Here is a 17,846-nt window from a genome sequence, read left to right as displayed (position 1 = left end):
AAAAATTAGGATAAATACAAAGACTCTAACTTTATGTATTAGATTATATAATGAGATAGTAATATTATTTGCTAAAAAATAAACAAATCTATGGTTAAGATTTTCAACTTTATGGGCACAAGCTATGAAATACATATTCATTCTAAATAAGGAGTGATTAAATATCTCTATTCAAAACTGTTAATTTATTACACTTTTAGCTTAAATATTAATTATTACATATAAAAACATCAAATATTCCACTATTTATTAAATAATGTTTAGTGTAAGAGCGTTTTTATTGCATATATTTTAAAATTCAATCGAATTTCGTACTTTTGTGCTTCTTAAAAAAAATATCAACCTTTAAATATACTATATGGCTTTTGACATTAATATGATTAAAAAGGTTTATGCTAACATGACGGAGCGCGTTGATGCTGCTAGAGAAATAGTTGGTAAACCATTAACACTTTCAGAAAAGATTTTATACTCGCATTTGTGGGAAGGAAAACCTACCAAAGCATTCGACAGAGGTAAGGATTATGTAGATTTTGCACCAGACAGAGTTGCTTGTCAAGACGCAACAGCTCAAATGGCGTTATTACAATTTATGCAAGCAGGCAAACCAAAGGTTGCAGTACCAACTACGGTACATTGCGATCACTTAATACAAGCTAAAGATGGTGCAGCCACAGATCTAAAGCATGCTAATAATACAAGTAGTGAAGTGTTTAACTTTTTAGAATCAGTATCTAATAAATATGGTATTGGATTTTGGAAACCAGGTGCAGGTATCATCCATCAAGTGGTTTTAGAAAATTATGCATTCCCTGGCGGAATGATGATAGGTACAGATTCTCATACTGTTAACGCAGGCGGATTAGGAATGGTAGCTATTGGTGTTGGTGGAGCTGATGCTGTGGATGTTATGGCTGGTATGGCTTGGGAGCTTAAATTTCCTAAGTTAATTGGTGTAAGGTTAACTGGAAAACTTTCGGGTTGGACAGCACCAAAAGATGTAATTCTTAAAGTTGCAGAAATTCTTACTGTAAAAGGTGGGACAGGTGCAATAGTTGAATATTTTGGACCAGGTGCACTATCAATGTCTTGTACCGGAAAAGGTACTATCTGTAATATGGGTGCAGAGATTGGAGCAACTACTTCTACATTTGGATATGACGATTCTATGGAGCGTTACCTAAAAGCTACAGATAGAGAAGATGTTGCAGAAGAAGCTAATAAAATTAGAGCATACTTAACAGCTGATGACGAAGTGTACGCAAACCCTGAGCAATACTTTGACCAGGTTATAGATATTAATCTTTCGGAATTAGGACCATTATTAAACGGACCTTTTACGCCAGATTTATCGACAACAGTTGGTCGCGAAATGACAACTAAGGCTAAAGAAAATGAGTGGCCAATGCAAGTAGAGTGGGGGCTTATCGGTTCTTGTACTAACTCATCTTATGAAGATTTATCCAGAGCTTCATCCATAGCGCAACAAGCATTAGATAAAGGTTTAAAAACCAAAGCTGAGTTTGGTATAAATCCAGGATCAGAACAGGTGCGTTACACAGCTGAACGTGATGGTATCCTTGATGTTTTTGAAAAATTAGATGCTAAGATATTTACCAATGCATGTGGACCTTGTATAGGACAATGGGCACGTTATAGTGATCCTAAAAATGCACCAAAGAATAGTATTGTGCATTCCTTTAACAGAAACTTTGCTAAGCGTGCAGATGGAAATCCTAATACGCATGCTTTTGTAGCATCTCCAGAAATAACTGCGGCTATAGCAATAGCAGGTCGATTGGATTTTAATCCAATGACAGATACGTTAATCAATGAAAATGGGGAGGAAGTGATGTTAGACGAACCTACAGGATGGGAATTACCTCCAAAAGGTTTTGATGTTAAAGAAAATGGTTATCTAGAACCAGTTGCGGATGGAAGTGGAGTTGAAATTTCTGTAAACCCTGAGTCTGAGCGTTTACAACTTTTAGAACCATTTACACCAATTGGAGACACTATAACTGGTGCTAAATTGTTAATTAAAGCCTTTGGAAAATGTACAACAGATCATATCTCTATGGCAGGACCTTGGTTACGTTTTAGAGGACATTTAGATAATATAGCCAATAACACATTAATAGGAGCTGTTAATGCTTTTAATGAAAAAACCAACTTTGTTAAGAGCCAATTAACTGGTGAATATGGAGGTGTTCCAGATACACAACGAGAGTATAAAAAGAATGGTGTTTGGTCGGTTGTTGTAGGTGATCACAACTATGGTGAAGGATCTTCAAGAGAACATGCGGCAATGCAGCCAAGACATTTGGGTGTTGCAGCAGTGATTGTAAAATCTTTTGCTCGTATACACGAAACCAACCTTAAAAAGCAAGGTATGCTAGGTTTAACATTTGCTAATGAATCTGATTACGATTTAATACAAGAAGATGATACATTTAATTTTCTGGATTTAAATGAATTCGCACCTCATAAACCATTGCATCTTGAAGTTGTACATACAGATGGTTCTAAGGATACCATAACTTTAAATCATACTTATAACGATGCGCAAATCGAATGGTATAAAGAAGGTTCTGCTCTGAATTTAATTAAGAAACAGAACGCTTAGTACCATAAAATAGATAGTATTCTATAAACTCTCAGTTTTGGCTGAGAGTTTTTTTTAGGTTTAAACTGAAAGGTTTGAAACTTTAACACGACATAAAGCTTAACTCAATTAATCTTTTATTAGTCATGAATGCCATCTGGATATTCGAGGATGTTAATTTATTTAACTTGTTATGTCCTCATAAGTTTAAGAAATATAAGGCTTGCCACGATTTTGATGCCTATAAAAAAAGCGATTATATTTATTTTGAAGAAGATGCAGCTAATAAGGTGTATCTTATAGAAAAAGGAAAAGTAAAGATTGGATATTATAACGAAGATGGAACAGAAGTTGTAAAAGCAATTTTAAAAAAAGGTGAACTCTTTGGAGAAAAAGCCATTTTAGGAGAAGAAAAACGCGAAGAATTTGCACAATCTTTAGACAATAATACTTCGATTTGTCCTGTGGGTGTAAATACCATGCACGAACTTATGAGGGACAATAAAACGTTTAGTCTTAGAATCTATAAGTTTATTGGGTTGAAGTTTAAAAAATTAGAACGTCGTCTTCAGCTTTTACTGTTTAAGGATTCGAAAACGCGATTAATGGAGTTTTTAGATGAGCTATGTTCTGAGTATGGTTATGATTGCGATAAAACAGGTGACCATATTATTAATCATCCCTATACACAAAAAGATATCGCCTGCCTAATAGGGGTGTCCAGGCCTACATTAAACATTTTAATGAACGAATTAAAAGAAGATAAGGTTATAGATTTTAACCGTAAACAAATCCGTATTTATGAGACTTCTGCTTAATTTTGCTATATGAAAGCTAAACTTACCAAACGCAATATCATATTTCTTCTTATAATAGCCATTCTTATCATCCCTCAAACCAGGCAACCATTACAAATATTATTGCACAAAGGTTTAAGCTATATCAATCAATCTTCGCTTATTGATAAAGCAGAAAGAGTTCCGATTAACTATCCTAATTGGAAACTAAAATCGGATAATAATAGAGTACTTACATTTAGCGATACTAAGGGTAAAGTTGTATTTATAAACTTTTGGGCTACTTGGTGTCCTCCTTGTATTGCAGAAATGCCAAGCCTACAGTTACTATACAATGATTATAATGATAAGGTTGAGTTTTTATTTGTAACCAATGATGATTTTAATGTCGTAGCGCAATTTAAAAACAAAAAGAATTTTAATTTTGAAGTTTTTAAATCTTTAAACGAAATTCCAAAAGAATTATATACACGTTCTATTCCTAGAACATTTATAATCAATAAACAAGGTGAGATTGTAATTGATGAATCTGGTGCGATAGATTGGAATAGTGAAACGGTGAGAAATCAGTTAAATGATTTACTTATAGAATAACAAAGCTCATTATATGTTATACTTAATTAGTGGTGCTTCCAGGTCTGGAAAAACCACAATTGCCAAAAAGTTATCCGTACAAAAAGGTATTCCATATATATCTTTAGATTGGCTGGTAATGGGATTCACTAATGGTATTTCAGAATATGGTATACATGATCTGTTAATGCCAGACGATATTGCTAAAAGGCTATGGAGTTTTTTTAAAGCAATGTGCGAAAGTATGATTTGGGCTGGTGATGATTGTATTATTGAAGGAGAAGCAATATTACCAGAATTAATAGTTGAATTAATAAAAAAACACCCTAAAACAATTAAAGTATGTTTTTTGGGTTATGCCAATATTTCTATCGTTGAAAAAAGTAAAAACATTAAAAAGTTCAGTACAGGATACACAGATTGGTTAAATGACAAACCTGATGTTTACGTTACTAACCATATTGCCAATATGATAGATTACAGTAAAAAAATTGAAACATCGTGTAAAAATAATGATCTTGTCTATTTTGATATTTCAAATGACTTTAAAGGTGTTGTCAATGATGTTTTAGAATATATGAATGCTTAATAATTTTCTGAGTTTGATTCATATAACAATCTAACAATTCAAATTAAAGCTTTATTTAAAATATTTAAAAGGGACAATTAACATTCCAAAATTCTCACCCTTTTCTTTTCCTAAGTGTTTATGATGAATTTTGTGTGCGCGACGTACACCTCTGGCATATTTGTTGTCAATATTTCGCAACCATTTGAAACGTTGGTGAATAAATATATCATGTACAATAAAGTAAGCTATACCATACATTAATATACCTAAGCCAATAGGAAGTGTAAACCAAACACCTTCATAACTCCAAAGGTAAAAACAGACCATACTTACAACAGCGTAGAAAATAAAAAAAGCATCGTTACGTTCAAACCAACTATCATGATCTTTATGATGGTGGTCTTTGTGTAAGCTCCATAAAAAACCATGCATTATATACTTGTGTGTAAACCATGCATTAAATTCCATGATAAAAAATGTTCCTAAGAAAATGAGTATCCAAAAAACAGTTTGCATAATAAGGTCTTTTATATTTTAAAGTAAGTTAAGTTGATATTTTACGTAGCTTCTCGTTAGTAGTTCAATCTTTTTGTAATTAGGCACCCTAATTCTTGTAGACTTAATCTCTAGCGCTGGTGTCTTTTTTAATTTTTGCAATAGTTTATTATAATAACGATAAGCCATAAATACGCCAAAACGTGCTTCTAATGGTAAACGTTTAATTCCTTTTAGCCCTTTTGCAAAATCGTCTTCTATGTCAGTGATAATGGATTGTTTTGAGGCTTCATCCAAATGATTTAAATCAGTATTAGGGAAATACGTTCTGCTTAGATCTTCAAAATCAGCTTTAAGATCTCGTAAAAAATTCACCTTCTGAAAAGCGGAGCCTAAGCTCATGGCAGAATCTTTTAGGTTATTATACTTTTCATTATCACCTTTTACAAACACTTTTAAGCACATTAACCCTACAACATCAGCTGATCCATAAATGTAATCTTTATATTCTTGCTCAGTGAGGTAATCTGTTTTGTGTAAATCTAATCGCATACTATTCATAAAAGCATCTACTAAGTGCTTATCGATATTGTATTTGTGATAAGTTTCCTGAAACGCATTTAAGATAGGATTTAGATTTATTTTGTCGGTCAGTGCACGCTCTAAATCGGTTTCAAAATTTTTAAAGAGCTTTTCTTTATCATAGTCATGAAATGTATCTACGATTTCGTCAGCAAATCTCACAAAGCCATAAATATTATAAATGTCTTGTCTAATGCTGTCGGATAGCATTTTTGTAGCCATAGAGAAAGAGGTACTGTAAGAGGTCGTTACGAGCTTACTACATTCTCTGGATACATTATCAAAAATTGATTTCATAGGGTTGTAGATTTGTAAAATCGTTTTGATTTAGTAATTAAACTTCATTTTTATTAATCAGATCAGCAACGAGCTTGCCTGATATTAATGATGGAGGTACACCAGGACCAGGTACGGTCAATTGTCCTGTAAAGTATAAACCATCTACTTTTTTACTTTTTAATTTTGGGCGTAAAAACGCGGTTTGCATTAAGGTGTTAGCCATACCATAAGCATTGCCTTTATAGGAATTATATTCACTTACAAAATCGTTAACACAAAATGACTCTTTAAAAAGTATATGTTTTTGTACGCTTTGATGTGTTAAATTTTCAAAGCGGTTAATAATTATGTCAAAATATTGTTGTCTTAGTTCTGGAGTATCTTCTAATCCTGGCGCGATTGGTATAAGAAAAAAACCAGTTTCGCAACCTTCTGGTGCCATGCTACTATCCGTTACTGATGGAAAGTTAACATAAAATAATGGATTTTCTGGCCATTTAGGGTCATCATAAATATCCTCAGCATGATTTTCAAAATTAGTATCAAAGAATAAATTATGATGTTCTATTTGGTTTAATTTTTTATCAAAACCAACATAGAAGAGTAGGGAAGATGGTGCAAATGTACGTTTGTCCCAATAGGCTTCACTGTATTGTCTGTAGTCTGTATCTAGTAATGTTTCAGAATGATGATAATCAGCTCCACTTAAAACCACATCAGATTTAATAAACTCACCATTTACGGTTATGCCTATAGACTTTCCGTTTTCAACAGTAATCTTTTCAACATTACTGTTTGTATGGATTTTTACACCAAGGCTTTCGGCAAGACTTCTCATAGCTTTTATAATCTCATACATACCACCTTTAGGATGCCACGTGCCTAAACCAAAGTCAGCAAAATTCATAAAACTATAAAATGAAGGCGTTTGGCTAGGTTTAGCGCCTAAAAAGAGTACTGGAAACTCTAATGTTGAAATTAGCTTAGGGTTTTTAAATTTTTTACGTACTTCAGAACTTATGGTTTTAAAAAAACGATCTACTCTGGTAACGGTTTCTTTAGTAACAAGTTCAAAAGGCGAAATACCTGGTTTTAAAACTACCTTATTAATGGCTATATCGTAGTGCTCTTGTGCCTGCGAAATAAACTTTCGAAGTGGTTTAGAACTGCCAGTTTCAATACGTTCAAATTCTTCACAGATTTGATCCATATGATCACCTATAGTTATCACTTCATCGGAGAAGAAAATTTTATAGGCAGGACTCAGCTTATCAAGCTGATAATAATCACTAGTACGTTTTCCAAAATCATTAAAGAAATTTTCAAAAATATCTGGCATCCAATACCAACTAGGACCAATATCAAAAGTAAAACCATCCTTAACCAATTGTCTGGCTCTTCCACCTACAGTACTATTCTTTTCGAATATCGAAACCTTATGACCTGCTTGGGCTAAATAGCAAGATGCTGATAAAGCAGAAAATCCCGAACCTATTATGGATATAGTTTTACGCATTTAATGTTAAACATTATCGATTAATGATTGAATACTTTTAAATGCCGAAATACCTTTTGGTAACTTGTCTATGTCTATGGTATTTAACATTTTACCTAAAATCCAAAGCTTGGTATTTGTTTTGTCTATTAGCAGTTTATGGAAATCTTTGATGTAATCATCAATCTTACTTTTTTCGGGTTTAACAGTGAAATAAGATATATAAATGATCTCATCATAATAACTTTGTAAATCTGATAAACTTTCAAGAGGTACGCTAAACCCTAAGAATATAGATTGAAACCCTCGACTCACCAATTCGTGATTGATAAACATAAGGCCTAACTCATGGATTTCATTTTCTGGCAGATATAGCACAAAAGCTTTGTTAGAATTATTGATTCGATTTGATTGTACTTTTTCGGTATTTATCAAAATCTTTTGCCTGATCAATGAGGTTAAAAAATGCTCGTGAGCTGGTGTAATGGTATCTGTTTGCCAGAGTAAGCCAATTTCAGTTAACAAGGGAATAAATATGTCGTAAAAGATTTCATCAAAAGCTTTTTCTTTTAGCAGGGATTCGTAAGTGTTGTAAAATAAGGCCTGATCAAAATTGAGCATGGATAATTTAAAGGCATTTATGGCATGGCTCTCCATATTATTCTCTGCCGCAATTTCTCTAACCAGAATAGGAATTTTATGCGCCTCGATAGTTGCAATTTTTGATATTTTGTAGCCATTACTATTAAGGTAGCTCACATTAAGCAATTTCTGAAAGCTTGCTAAATCGTAATATCTTATATTAGTATCTGTACGCTTAGGTTCGAGAAGGTTGTAGCGCTTCTCCCATATTCTAATCGTATGTGCTTTTATACCAGTGAGATTCTCTAAGTCTTTAATACTAAACTGATTCTTAATATTGTTCATTTTTTCATAAAAATGTTTAAACAAAAATAAGATTTATATAGTTAAGTATACCAGAATTAACAAAATTTAAATAAAAATTGGGTGTTGATAAGTTTTTAGTCGCTTTAAAAAGGTAACTATTGGTGCGTTACTGAAAAGAAGAATCCAGAGAAGTTAAGATAATTGCTGTAAAAAGTCTTAAAGAAAAAGTGCGCACGAGAAGACTCGAACTTCCACGACCTAAAACGGTCACTGGCCCCTCAAGCCAGCGCGTCTACCAATTCCGCCACGTGCGCAAATAAGTTGTGTAAATTACACTTATTTTTAGGTAATAATAGCGTATTTTAATTTAAAAATACTACGGCTGCGAATATATAAAAATACTTGTAAAACCAGTTAAGGATTTTGTTGAAAAAGATGTTGTGCAAAAAACACAAAACTGATTTTTGAAATGAATTATAGTTTAGCCTTAATAAACTATAACCGTTACTGTGTGTTGCTTTATATTGCCATAGTTACAAGCGCTGTTCCTGCTATTACTATAAATGAAAACATTCTATCTGCCATTCGGCCTTTAGTTTTCTCTAATTTAGGTTCTCTATTATAGATTAAAATATAAAAATACCGTAGCACTCTAAACAAAATGAGAAAACACAAACTCATTTTTGTTACCCTTAACCAAGTGCTGGCATCTTCTTCTAATAAAAAATAATAGCCTGTAAGTGCTAGTAAAAGCGATAAGGCCAATAGTTTTAAATAAACGTGGTTGTATTTTAGTAAATTATACTCCCATACAGACCAAGCGAACAAACCGATGGAAGATATTTTTACAGTTGTTAAAAAATGATCAGTGTTATAAGTAAAGTGCCAGGAGATTAATGTAGCTAAAACAAAACCGATGGAAATATATATAAACCTTGAATTAAATTTTTTTTGTTTCGATTCATCTTCCATTCTGTAAATAATAATGTTTTTTAAATGACGCCTAAGGTATTTGAGTAACTAATTTAGCAAATACATATCGAATAGAAAATCCGCGAGGGGTTTTAGAAGTAGGTGAGAGCTAGCAATTAACTATACACGTTGTTGGCAACTGTAATATTTTAATTCATTATAACTTCAGTCAAGTTCTTATTCAACATTATTGAACTCTAGACTTTATCGAATCTTAGCAATGCATTATCTACTAAAGTAGTAAAGTTTGACTTTGGATTAAATAGTAAAGTTTCTAATTGCTCTCTAGCGTGACCATATGGATCCCAAACCCATTTTGTCTTTTTTTCAACAAGTTTGAAACCATTATTTTCGTGTAAATCGATAAATTTTAAAAAAAAATCATTGTTAGGTACACCAGTGGCAATGAGTAATGATCCATTTCTGTCAATTAAATTTTTATAAGACTCACGAGTTTTTTTTATTAAACCTTCTTGTTTATATAACATCGATGTTAGAAAATGTTCAGTAATAATTGAGTATTTGCCCAAAGCATGTATGTCTTCTAATTGCCTTAGATCCCTTAAAAATAATCGAATATTAATTTTCCTTACATCATTTCTAATCTTCTTTAGGAATTTTAAATTATCACGAGGTATTTTGATTTTTTCGTTAAAAACCGAAAAACTATTTCTAAACAAAAATTTATGCTTATTTCTTAAATTGCTTTCAATTGCTGCAATTTGGTTAAGGGGATAAATACATTTGTCCACAACATCAATCTCTAACTTTGTTAGAGATAACTTAGAAATATCGGCAGCAGAAATTACGATTTTTAAAAATGTATAAAAATGCACATAACTTGCTACCCCAGCTACGAGAATCCTACAATTAGTTTTTGAATTCAAATAATTGGAAAAAATACTGACTAATTCTTCTTCTAACCACATACGTTGTTCCTGCACTAAGTACCAACCACCAGCTGGATCTTTTGAGCTATTGAAAAGCTTTGATAATTTTATTATGTCTGGAGTTACAAAGTGAATTTGATGATTTGAATCATCAACGTTATTAAGTCCTGAACTATCGCTGAGTTTATGTATTGATGAATTCCATTTTTTTTTATGATAATCACAAGGGTGGATTTTTCCATTTATAAACGAACAAAGTCCCAAGGAATGTCTTAAGCTATGCATTATTGGTTTTGGCATCAGTTTGAAATGATTTTTGTTGTTAGTAAAGTAACGAGAACCCCTAACATGAAAAAACCTAAAATTGATTCTGTGACAAAATAAAAAGGCATCGAATGATTAGTGATTGAATCTAAATTAAAAAAAAATTTAATAGATAGTTTAATACTGCCAAGCATATCTAAATTTTTACTGTAGTTTAAAATTCCTATTGCATAGAGAGCAATTATTGAAATTACACACATAAACCACTTTTGCAGTGAAGTACCATAATCTGTCAAAATTCCAAATAAAGCCACTAATAAGATAGATATTTCACGTAAAAAAAATCCCTTTTTTGCCGCTGAAGCATAAAGCTTGTCCTTTCTAGCTTCGGTATGACAAAATTCTGTAAAATCAAGATGGGAATTGTAATTTATAAAAACAGTTCTATATATTTGACGCTTCTTACTAAAGAGCTTTAGTCCACGAGTATATGGAATGTGAGTTTCAGGTAAATATTGGATTGAAATAATTTTTGAATTGAGAAATGAAGAAAGATGTATTCTACATTTAGATATATTTAGATTTTCAATTGTAGATTCATCAAAACTACAACCAATAAGTGAACCATTTCGAAAGTCACAATAAGAAATGTTTGAATTTTCAAAAGAAGTGTTTTCAAGAACTATACCAGGAAACACGCATTCCTCAAAAGTTGAATTTGTCAAAATAGCTTCTTTAAAATCTATTGATTTTTGATGAGTTATAAAACATCCTTTAAACTTCGAACCAGTAAGAATAGCTTTACTAAAACTAACTCCAGATAAATCACATTTTATGAATTCACTCATTGAGAGGTCTTTACCTTTAAAATCTTCTGTAAATTCAGATTGATTATTATATTTTTTTCCTTTTAAACTCAAAAACCCTTATAAATTAGAACAATTGTGTTAGTATTAATGCCATTTCTTGACAAGAATGCTCATTGTATAAAGTAGTTACAATATAGTAAAAAGTTGTTGATATTTTGTCTTAACTGGAAAACGACAATTGAGGCTATAGTTTGTTGATTAACTAGTCATTTCTGATTATTTATTGATAAATGATTTAAAACTTAAAATTAGAATACTTCTTTCTGCTCGACCTATATTAGTTCTTTTAAAAATATCTTCAACATCATGCATAAGCTTAGAATCGATAACATAATAGCTGTCTAAGGGTCTATTTAAGTCTATTCTTTCTAATTCTATTTCTTTAAGATTATAAATAATGGCCTTACCTCCATCACAATTCACTTTTTTTATTAAATGTATTGAGAAAAAATCCACATCATCTTGATGAATTCCTTCAGGTGATGGTTTTCCAATGCCATTATGATCAGTTGAAATTTTGATTAAGTGCACATATACGTGCCATATTTTTGCCATCATCGAATTTGACGTTGGAAACAATTTAAAGTTATTTATTATTAATGACTTGAGAAAAAGGTTATTTAATATACCCTCAGTTAATGGAGCGAAATCTCTTTCTATATCACCAGCATTTTTATTGTATTTTCTACTTTGATTGTAAGGAATATGGCCTAGTTCTTTTAATGATAAATTTAATGGATTCAGCGAATATCTTCCCCATCTTCTATATCTGTAACAGTTGTGAATATTTTCGGGGTCAACTAAATGCAGAAACTTGTCTGGTGGTAAACTTTTGTAATAATTTTGAAACACATTAAAGGATTCTCTTTCAGTTTTTGAAAGTTCATAGTTATTACAATTTATTCTTGTGAAACCATTCTCAATTAAATCATCAGTAATTGACTTTTTTATTTTCATGTCTATTATTGTTGCCAACGGTTAGTATATGAAGCGTAGCATCCCGCAGGGTGCTATGATTTCATATACAGTGTTAGCTGCTGGTTTTTTACATTTCAGTATCACCACTATTTGTATAAGGATTTGGTATGTTCTTTTTATCATCTCCAATCATCTCTCGAATATCGATTTCTATGGCTCTTGAAATTGTAGTAATTGGGACATCATTTCTACTTCCTTCAAAAGGGTTTTCTGACACATCACCAACCCTTTCCATAAGCATGAACACCCATGATATAACTACGCTGATTGGAACTGTCATCCAGACAAAATTTTCAGCAATTAGACGGTTTATGATGTTTGTATTTTCATCTCTGGCCAGGTCCAGTCCTATCAGGTGAAATTCATGCATCATTCCAAAAGGTAGGAGAATCATAAAAATCCAAGCAAAAAACATGTTTAGAGTGGCAAATTGCCTTGGATATGGGAAGTTTTTAATCCTTTCTACTTTCCCTTGTAATGTAAATAGTTCGCCAATAATATTCTTGAACTCCATGTGTCGGAAATCATCGATCAATCCTTCTAACTTTAGTTCCTTAAAATGATTGGATTGAAGATTGAGGCAGGCTGCTTGTTTATTTGTCATGCCCAGCACAAATTCTTTCTCGCCTTCATTTAAATATCCATGAAGTTCTTCTTCTAGAGAGAGTTCGTGCTCTTGTACTTTTATCGTTTGCATGTGCTCTTTATTGGACTTACTGTCCACAGTGGTTTCCCAAGGTTTTTTGATTCTAAGCGCATGCCTGAGAGAAGTCAGCCAAGCTATATGACGCATGATTACAGTCTTCTTGAGTTTAAGAAATTCGTCATCGCTTCTATTTACTTCTGCGAATTCATTAGAGATAAAATCATTGACCATTGTAGCTAATAGTCTTGAAGTGTTCACAATGCCTCCGTATATCTTTCGAGCTTCCCAAAGTCTTTCATATGAAGCATTGTTTTTAAATCCAGTTATAAATGCGAGAGATGTGCCTACTAGTCCAATTGGAAGCCAAGGGAGATATAGCCACTTTAAGTCAAAAAAATCATACAGTATCACAGGTACAATGGAAAGGATGAAAAAAAAGTAGATATACTTCCTTGTCCATAGGAGTACAATTTTTAGTGAGTATACTGGCTTTGTGTACATATTTTATTTTTCACTTGCAGCTAACAAAGGAATAAAAACATTGTTTTTAGCCCCATTATATTTTAGTGTATTTATTAAGGGTAAATACGCGTCAACAGGAAAGAGATTATAAGGATAACTAAACTACAAATAATTATTTAAAACACAGTTCTATATTGTCTAAATAATTCTGAGTTGTTTGTGGGTAGTTTAGGTTAAAAAAATGACTTTTGAATTTTATAACAAATTGAAAATCAATAATTTAAATTTCCGTATTTATATGGTTGTGACCCCGAAAATAAAAAAGCTAAGTTATTGATAATCAATTTCTTAGCTTTAAAATTTTATAAAAAAAAGTGACCGGGCTGGGGCTCGAACCCAGGACCCTCTCCTTAAAAGGGAGATGCTCTACCAACTGAGCTACCCGGTCATAATGTTTTTCTCTAACGAGGGTGCAAATATAAAATGTTTAATTAATAAAACAATACTTTTTTTATTTAAATTTTTGTTTTTTTGTGGTCTATTCAGCTAGTGTTTTAATAATCAAATTGTAAGCCTTATGATTGTTGTTTTAATGGGATATATGGGATCGGGTAAATCTACTGTAGGTAAGGATTTAGCTAAGGTTTTAAATTATACCTTCTTAGATTTAGATCAGTACATTTGTGAGCAAGAAAATGCAACCATTGCAACTATATTTGATACATCTGGTGAGATCTACTTTAGGAAAAAGGAAAGCTATTACTTAAATGAGGTTTTAAATTCTAAAGAAAATATAGTTTTAGCCTTGGGTGGAGGTACACCTTGTTATGGTAAAAACCTAAATCTATTACTAGATCATCCTCTGGTAAAATTATGCTATTTAAAATTATCTATACCACTTTTAGCAAAACGATTATTTACCAAACGCAACAAACGTCCATTGATAAACCATTTGAATTCAGAATCTGAGTTAGTTGAGTTTATTGGTAAGCACCTTTTTGAGCGTACTTACTATTACAATCAAGCGCACTATATCATAGATACTGATAACACATCGCAGCAAGAGACCATAGAAACTATTTTAATGCAATTAATCTAAATACGCTTCGTAAGGCTGCTTGGAGAGATTAACATGTACATGCTCAAATAAAGAGGTGGATAAAGAAATGCCTTTAAAATCGGCTTTTACAGGAAATTTTTTATGATTACGGTTTACCAATACTGCAGTTTTAAATTGCTTGAGTGGTACATCTAAAAAATGCTTTATCCCATAAATAAGTGTACTTCCAGAGTTTAAAACATCATCAATCAGTACTAGAGAGCTATTGGCATAATCTTCTTTTGGTATCGATGTTTTAATAGGTTTGGTAGGCTCAGCTTTATCAATTGTAACTTTGCAAAGCGCTGAGTTTATTGAAGAGATTTTATCTAATTGTTGTTTTATTTTTCTTGCTAATATATACCCATTACTTTCAATACCGGCAATAACAATTTCGGTTTCGTCTACATTACTCTCATAAATTTGATAGGCAATGCGTTTAATTTTATGCTCAATTTCTTTATGACTTAAAATAGTATTCTTTGTTAATGCCATTGCTTGTTCTGTTATAAATATTGTCTATAGTAGAAATATGACTTATCTGATAAGATACTATAGATTTTCAAAGATAAAAAACAGTTCTTTACCTTGCCGTTCTTTTATAGAATTTATTGATGCTTGTAGTGTCTTTATTCTAAAATGAGATTTAAAAAGGCGTTCATATTCTTCGCGACTACCACCAAAAGGAGGACCAGATTCGGTTAATGGAAAATCAAAAAGTAAGCCCGCTAGTTTTCTATTAGTTTTTAAGAGTTGCTGCATTTTTTCAACATAGGTAGACCTTAGATTAGGATTGAGTGCGCAGAAAAAGGTTTGCTCTATAATTAAATCAAATTGATCATTAAGCTCAAAGAAATTGGTCTGTAGCAATTGCGCATTAGGTAAATCAGGAACGCGCTTCTTTAAATTTTCTAAAGGTTGCTTGGCTAAATCGAGTATATAAACATTCTTAAAACCGTTGTTCCAAAGATATTCTGCTTCGTAGCCATTTCCGGCACCAGGAATCAAAATCTTTAAAGACTTATCTTTGAGCTGGTCTATATAGTGCTTAATTGGTGTTGATGGGTAGCCAATATTCCATCCGGTTTGATTGGTTTTATATCTATCTTCCCAATAGGTTTTATCTAAGTTATTCTTCTTCATAGAAATCGTCTATATCGCGTCTGTCTTTTTTGGTAGGTCGGCCAGTTCCTTTTTTTCTATAATAGTCCTTACTGTATTTTAATAACTCTTGAGCTTCAAAAGCTTCTTTTGGAGTTGTGTCCGTTCTGTAAATATCCACAAGTTTAGCACCAACGCGATTTGGTGGAATATCATTGACGGTTAACTGATAGGTGATTTGATTTTTTCTAAGTTCAATTTTATCAGTTGGGTAAACCTCTCTCGACGGTTTAGTAGCACTACCATTAAGTTTTATTTGCCCTTTTTTACAAGCTTGTGTAGCTATACTACGTGTTTTGTAATAACGCACACACCATAAATATTTATCAATCCGCATATATTTTAACTAAAAACTACGTTAATCTTATGATACAAAAATATTATTTTAATGTATCTTGCGACCAGATTAAAAGCAATAATGAACCTAGTATAAGATTTATGGTGAATCTTGTACTTGAAATAATAAAGCATATGAAAATTAAAGCGTTGAAATTTGGAATTAGTTTGCTGATGTTATTAGCAATACTTATATCATGTGAAGAGGATGATAATTCAACTTCAACAGTTCCTGTTAGAGACCGAACTGAGCAGCAAGTAGCAGATAGAGATTCGCTTTTAGCATATTTATCGACACACTATTATAACTCTGGTTTTTTTGAACCTAGTTCTGATTATGAGTATACAGACATAATTATTACTGAATTGCCTCAAGATGATGACGGCAACTATTTAGACATGCCAGATCCTGACAATAATACTTTACTAATTGATGCCGTTGAAACACTGACTACTACTTTTTTAGATACGGAATACGAATATTATGTGCTACGTCTTAATCAAGGAGAAGGAGTAGCTCCTAAATTTACAGATGCCGTTCGCTTTAGATTCGAAGGATCAATTGTAGAAACTAAAGAGGTGTTTCAAAGTATCAGTACACCTAGTAATTTAAATTTACAAGCCGATGGATTTGGTTCCTCTGGCTCAATAAAGGCCTGGCAATTAGTAATGCCTACTTTTAATACGGCAACTGGTTTTACTCTAAATAATGGTATTGTTGATTACGATAATTATGGGTTGGGAGTAATGTTTGTGCCTTCTGGTTTGGCATATTTTTCTGCAATTATACTAGATGTACCAGTCTATTCTAATTTAATATTTAAGTTTGAGCTCTTACAACATGAAGAGGTAGATCATGATAATGATGGTATACCTTCATATGTTGAAGATTATAATAATGATGAAGATGTGCTAGATAACGATACTGATGAAGACGACATACCAGATTTTGTAGATTTTGATGATGATGGTGATGGTATTACAACATTTAACGAGCTCGTACAAGCTACATACAATCAAGAGCCCGTATTAGCAGAAAACGAATACATTTACAGTAGAGATGAAACCTCTGAGGGTATTGTTATTATAACTGTAACTGCTCAAGACACAAATAGTAATGGGATATTAGATTATCTGGACGATTCTGTAAGTATAAATTATAATGAAGATGAAGAATAATATTCTCATCAAATAAGATTATAAAAAAAGCCGCTCCATGAGCGGCTTTTTTTATGTACTAAAACTAATTTTTACAATGCAATGGATAAACTCAGTATCAATTGATCTGGTCTGGTGTCTATTCTACTTGCCGCTCCAGATCCGATATTGTCATTGATAAATGTAGCTTCATTGTCACTAAAACCTCTTTCGTATCTTAGATCTATTCCTATTTTGTTGAAATTTATTCCAATTCCAAAATTTAATCCAACTGAAAAATCATCTTCTACATTATCGATATCAATACCATCAAATTCGGTATCCAGAATGTATTGTAAAGAAGGTCCTCCAAATACACTAACAGGTCCTAAGACTTTAATACCCACCAGTAGTGGTGCATCGAGTTTTTTAACATTAAAGTCATTGTTATCATAATCACTTTTTGTAGCAGTATAGACAAGCTCTGGTCTAAAATACAACCGGTTTCCAATCTTTCCGAAGACACCTATATGGTATCCTATGTTACGATCTGGATTTTTGGCATTTTCGCCAATAGATTCAAAATAATCTCCGTTTGCACTATAATTTAATCCACCTTTAAAGCCAAAGGAAGTACCTTTTTGAGCATTAACGGAAAACCCTATCAATGCAAAAACTACAGCCATAAAAGCTGTTTTTTTCAAATGTTTCATAATGTTCGTTTTTAAGATTAGGTATCTAATATCA

The 17,846-nt window shown here is 32.2% G+C and carries 19 protein-coding genes and 2 tRNA genes; 6 read left to right on the top strand and 15 right to left on the bottom strand.

Annotation, left to right across the window (positions count from 1 at the left end; genetic code table 11):
* The first annotated feature begins 358 nt into the window (after positions 1-358).
* From Q0912_RS14950 to Q0912_RS14935, 4 genes are all read left to right on the top strand, one after another.
* A complete protein-coding gene (locus Q0912_RS14950; RefSeq protein ID WP_299116528.1) occupies positions 359-2,626 on the top strand; it encodes an aconitate hydratase in 2,268 nt (755 codons plus the stop codon).
* Between the two features lie 125 nt (positions 2,627-2,751).
* Positions 2,752-3,423 carry a Crp/Fnr family transcriptional regulator gene (locus Q0912_RS14945; RefSeq protein WP_299116526.1) on the top strand — a complete coding sequence of 224 codons (672 nt, stop codon included), beginning with the start codon at positions 2,752-2,754 and terminating at the stop codon, positions 3,421-3,423.
* Between the two features lie 9 nt (positions 3,424-3,432).
* Complete coding sequence (locus Q0912_RS14940) at positions 3,433-3,996, top strand: TlpA disulfide reductase family protein (protein ID WP_299116524.1); 564 nt, start codon at positions 3,433-3,435, stop codon at positions 3,994-3,996.
* Between the two features lie 13 nt (positions 3,997-4,009).
* On the top strand, positions 4,010-4,564 hold the full coding sequence (locus tag Q0912_RS14935) for a hypothetical protein (RefSeq protein WP_299116522.1): 555 nt from the start codon (positions 4,010-4,012) through the stop codon (positions 4,562-4,564).
* A gap of 51 nt (positions 4,565-4,615) precedes the next feature.
* On the opposite strand, the gene Q0912_RS14930 is transcribed toward Q0912_RS14935, so the two are convergent.
* The 11 genes from Q0912_RS14930 to Q0912_RS14880 form a co-directional block, all read right to left on the bottom strand.
* Positions 4,616-5,062, bottom strand: a complete 447-nt coding sequence (locus tag Q0912_RS14930) for a sterol desaturase family protein (protein ID WP_299116520.1) — start codon at positions 5,060-5,062, stop codon at positions 4,616-4,618.
* A gap of 18 nt (positions 5,063-5,080) precedes the next feature.
* The gene (locus Q0912_RS14925) at positions 5,081-5,920 is read right to left on the bottom strand and encodes a phytoene/squalene synthase family protein (protein ID WP_299116519.1); all 840 of its coding nucleotides are present in this window, start codon (positions 5,918-5,920) and stop codon (positions 5,081-5,083) included.
* Between the two features lie 37 nt (positions 5,921-5,957).
* Positions 5,958-7,418: a phytoene desaturase family protein gene (crtI, locus tag Q0912_RS14920; protein WP_299116517.1), complete on the bottom strand. Its 1,461-nt coding sequence runs from the start codon at positions 7,416-7,418 to the stop codon at positions 5,958-5,960.
* A gap of 6 nt (positions 7,419-7,424) precedes the next feature.
* On the bottom strand, positions 7,425-8,324 hold the full coding sequence (locus Q0912_RS14915; protein WP_299116515.1) for a MerR family transcriptional regulator: 900 nt from the start codon (positions 8,322-8,324) through the stop codon (positions 7,425-7,427).
* A gap of 189 nt (positions 8,325-8,513) precedes the next feature.
* A tRNA-Leu gene (locus tag Q0912_RS14910) sits at positions 8,514-8,599 on the bottom strand.
* A gap of 205 nt (positions 8,600-8,804) precedes the next feature.
* On the bottom strand, positions 8,805-9,257 hold the full coding sequence (locus Q0912_RS14905) for a hypothetical protein (RefSeq protein ID WP_299116513.1): 453 nt from the start codon (positions 9,255-9,257) through the stop codon (positions 8,805-8,807).
* A gap of 197 nt (positions 9,258-9,454) precedes the next feature.
* On the bottom strand, positions 9,455-10,447 hold the full coding sequence (locus Q0912_RS14900; RefSeq protein WP_299116511.1) for a hypothetical protein: 993 nt from the start codon (positions 10,445-10,447) through the stop codon (positions 9,455-9,457).
* Positions 10,447-11,331 (bottom strand): pentapeptide repeat-containing protein, encoded by an 885-nt coding sequence (locus Q0912_RS14895; RefSeq protein ID WP_299116509.1) that lies wholly within the window; start codon positions 11,329-11,331, stop codon positions 10,447-10,449. Before Q0912_RS14895 ends, Q0912_RS14900 begins: the two co-directional genes overlap by 1 nt.
* A 165-nt stretch (positions 11,332-11,496) precedes the next feature.
* Positions 11,497-12,237 carry a 2OG-Fe dioxygenase family protein gene (locus tag Q0912_RS14890; protein ID WP_299116507.1) on the bottom strand — a complete coding sequence of 247 codons (741 nt, stop codon included), beginning with the start codon at positions 12,235-12,237 and terminating at the stop codon, positions 11,497-11,499.
* An 88-nt stretch (positions 12,238-12,325) separates the two neighbouring features.
* Positions 12,326-13,405, bottom strand: coding sequence for a bestrophin family ion channel (locus tag Q0912_RS14885; protein ID WP_299116505.1), 1,080 nt, complete (start codon positions 13,403-13,405; stop codon positions 12,326-12,328).
* 336 nt (positions 13,406-13,741) lie between these two features.
* Positions 13,742-13,814 (bottom strand) — tRNA-Lys (locus Q0912_RS14880).
* Positions 13,815-13,943: 129 nt separating this feature from the next.
* On the opposite strand from Q0912_RS14880, the gene Q0912_RS14875 reads away from it, so the two are divergent.
* Entirely contained in the window at positions 13,944-14,465 is a 522-nt protein-coding gene (locus Q0912_RS14875; protein ID WP_299116503.1) for a shikimate kinase, read from the top strand.
* Here Q0912_RS14875 and Q0912_RS14870 read toward each other — a convergent pair.
* From Q0912_RS14870 to Q0912_RS14860, 3 genes are read right to left on the bottom strand one after another with little or no spacing between them, the layout of a single operon-like run.
* Positions 14,457-14,960, bottom strand: coding sequence for a phosphoribosyltransferase family protein (locus Q0912_RS14870; RefSeq protein ID WP_299116501.1), 504 nt, complete (start codon positions 14,958-14,960; stop codon positions 14,457-14,459). The genes Q0912_RS14875 and Q0912_RS14870 overlap by 9 nt on opposite strands.
* Before the next feature lie 57 nt (positions 14,961-15,017).
* Positions 15,018-15,608, bottom strand: coding sequence for a methyltransferase domain-containing protein (locus Q0912_RS14865; RefSeq protein WP_299116499.1), 591 nt, complete (start codon positions 15,606-15,608; stop codon positions 15,018-15,020).
* The gene (locus Q0912_RS14860; protein WP_299116497.1) at positions 15,595-15,963 is read right to left on the bottom strand and encodes an RNA-binding S4 domain-containing protein; all 369 of its coding nucleotides are present in this window, start codon (positions 15,961-15,963) and stop codon (positions 15,595-15,597) included. The genes Q0912_RS14865 and Q0912_RS14860 overlap by 14 nt, the downstream gene beginning before the upstream one ends.
* 29 nt (positions 15,964-15,992) lie before the next feature.
* On the opposite strand from Q0912_RS14860, the gene Q0912_RS14855 reads away from it, so the two are divergent.
* Positions 15,993-17,141, top strand: a complete 1,149-nt coding sequence (locus Q0912_RS14855; protein ID WP_299116495.1) for a hypothetical protein — start codon at positions 15,993-15,995, stop codon at positions 17,139-17,141.
* Positions 17,142-17,212: 71 nt separating this feature from the next.
* Here the strand turns inward: Q0912_RS14855 and Q0912_RS14850 are convergent, their stop codons facing one another.
* Complete coding sequence (locus Q0912_RS14850; protein WP_299116493.1) at positions 17,213-17,812, bottom strand: porin family protein; 600 nt, start codon at positions 17,810-17,812, stop codon at positions 17,213-17,215.
* Positions 17,813-17,846: the final 34 nt, after the last annotated feature.

The sequence above is a fragment of the uncultured Winogradskyella sp. genome, assembly GCF_947498345.1.
Taxonomy (GTDB): Bacteria; Bacteroidota; Bacteroidia; order Flavobacteriales; family Flavobacteriaceae; genus Winogradskyella.
The sequence above is the reverse complement of the archived record's forward strand: the minus strand, read 5'-3'. Positions and strand labels throughout refer to the sequence as shown.

Excerpts from the sequence above, each read along its gene's own strand:
- Q0912_RS14885 (WP_299116505.1), bottom strand. The coding sequence starts at position 13,405 with ATGTACACAAAGCCAGTATACTCACTAAAAATTGTACTCCTATGGACA.
- Q0912_RS14900 (WP_299116511.1), bottom strand. The coding sequence starts at position 10,447 with ATGCCAAAACCAATAATGCATAGCTTAAGACATTCCTTGGGACTTTGT.
- Q0912_RS14935 (WP_299116522.1), top strand. The coding sequence starts at position 4,010 with ATGTTATACTTAATTAGTGGTGCTTCCAGGTCTGGAAAAACCACAATT.
- Q0912_RS14925 (WP_299116519.1), bottom strand. The coding sequence starts at position 5,920 with ATGAAATCAATTTTTGATAATGTATCCAGAGAATGTAGTAAGCTCGTA.
- Q0912_RS14945 (WP_299116526.1), top strand. The coding sequence starts at position 2,752 with ATGAATGCCATCTGGATATTCGAGGATGTTAATTTATTTAACTTGTTA.
- Q0912_RS14905 (WP_299116513.1), bottom strand. The coding sequence starts at position 9,257 with ATGGAAGATGAATCGAAACAAAAAAAATTTAATTCAAGGTTTATATAT.
- Q0912_RS14940 (WP_299116524.1), top strand. The coding sequence starts at position 3,433 with ATGAAAGCTAAACTTACCAAACGCAATATCATATTTCTTCTTATAATA.
- Q0912_RS14850 (WP_299116493.1), bottom strand. The coding sequence starts at position 17,812 with ATGAAACATTTGAAAAAAACAGCTTTTATGGCTGTAGTTTTTGCATTG.
- Q0912_RS14875 (WP_299116503.1), top strand. The coding sequence starts at position 13,944 with ATGATTGTTGTTTTAATGGGATATATGGGATCGGGTAAATCTACTGTA.
- Q0912_RS14870 (WP_299116501.1), bottom strand. The coding sequence starts at position 14,960 with ATGGCATTAACAAAGAATACTATTTTAAGTCATAAAGAAATTGAGCAT.
- Q0912_RS14950 (WP_299116528.1), top strand. The coding sequence starts at position 359 with ATGGCTTTTGACATTAATATGATTAAAAAGGTTTATGCTAACATGACG.
- Q0912_RS14915 (WP_299116515.1), bottom strand. The coding sequence starts at position 8,324 with ATGAACAATATTAAGAATCAGTTTAGTATTAAAGACTTAGAGAATCTC.
- crtI (WP_299116517.1), bottom strand. The coding sequence starts at position 7,418 with ATGCGTAAAACTATATCCATAATAGGTTCGGGATTTTCTGCTTTATCA.
- Q0912_RS14930 (WP_299116520.1), bottom strand. The coding sequence starts at position 5,062 with ATGCAAACTGTTTTTTGGATACTCATTTTCTTAGGAACATTTTTTATC.
- Q0912_RS14890 (WP_299116507.1), bottom strand. The coding sequence starts at position 12,237 with ATGAAAATAAAAAAGTCAATTACTGATGATTTAATTGAGAATGGTTTC.
- Q0912_RS14865 (WP_299116499.1), bottom strand. The coding sequence starts at position 15,608 with ATGAAGAAGAATAACTTAGATAAAACCTATTGGGAAGATAGATATAAA.
- Q0912_RS14860 (WP_299116497.1), bottom strand. The coding sequence starts at position 15,963 with ATGCGGATTGATAAATATTTATGGTGTGTGCGTTATTACAAAACACGT.
- Q0912_RS14855 (WP_299116495.1), top strand. The coding sequence starts at position 15,993 with ATGATACAAAAATATTATTTTAATGTATCTTGCGACCAGATTAAAAGC.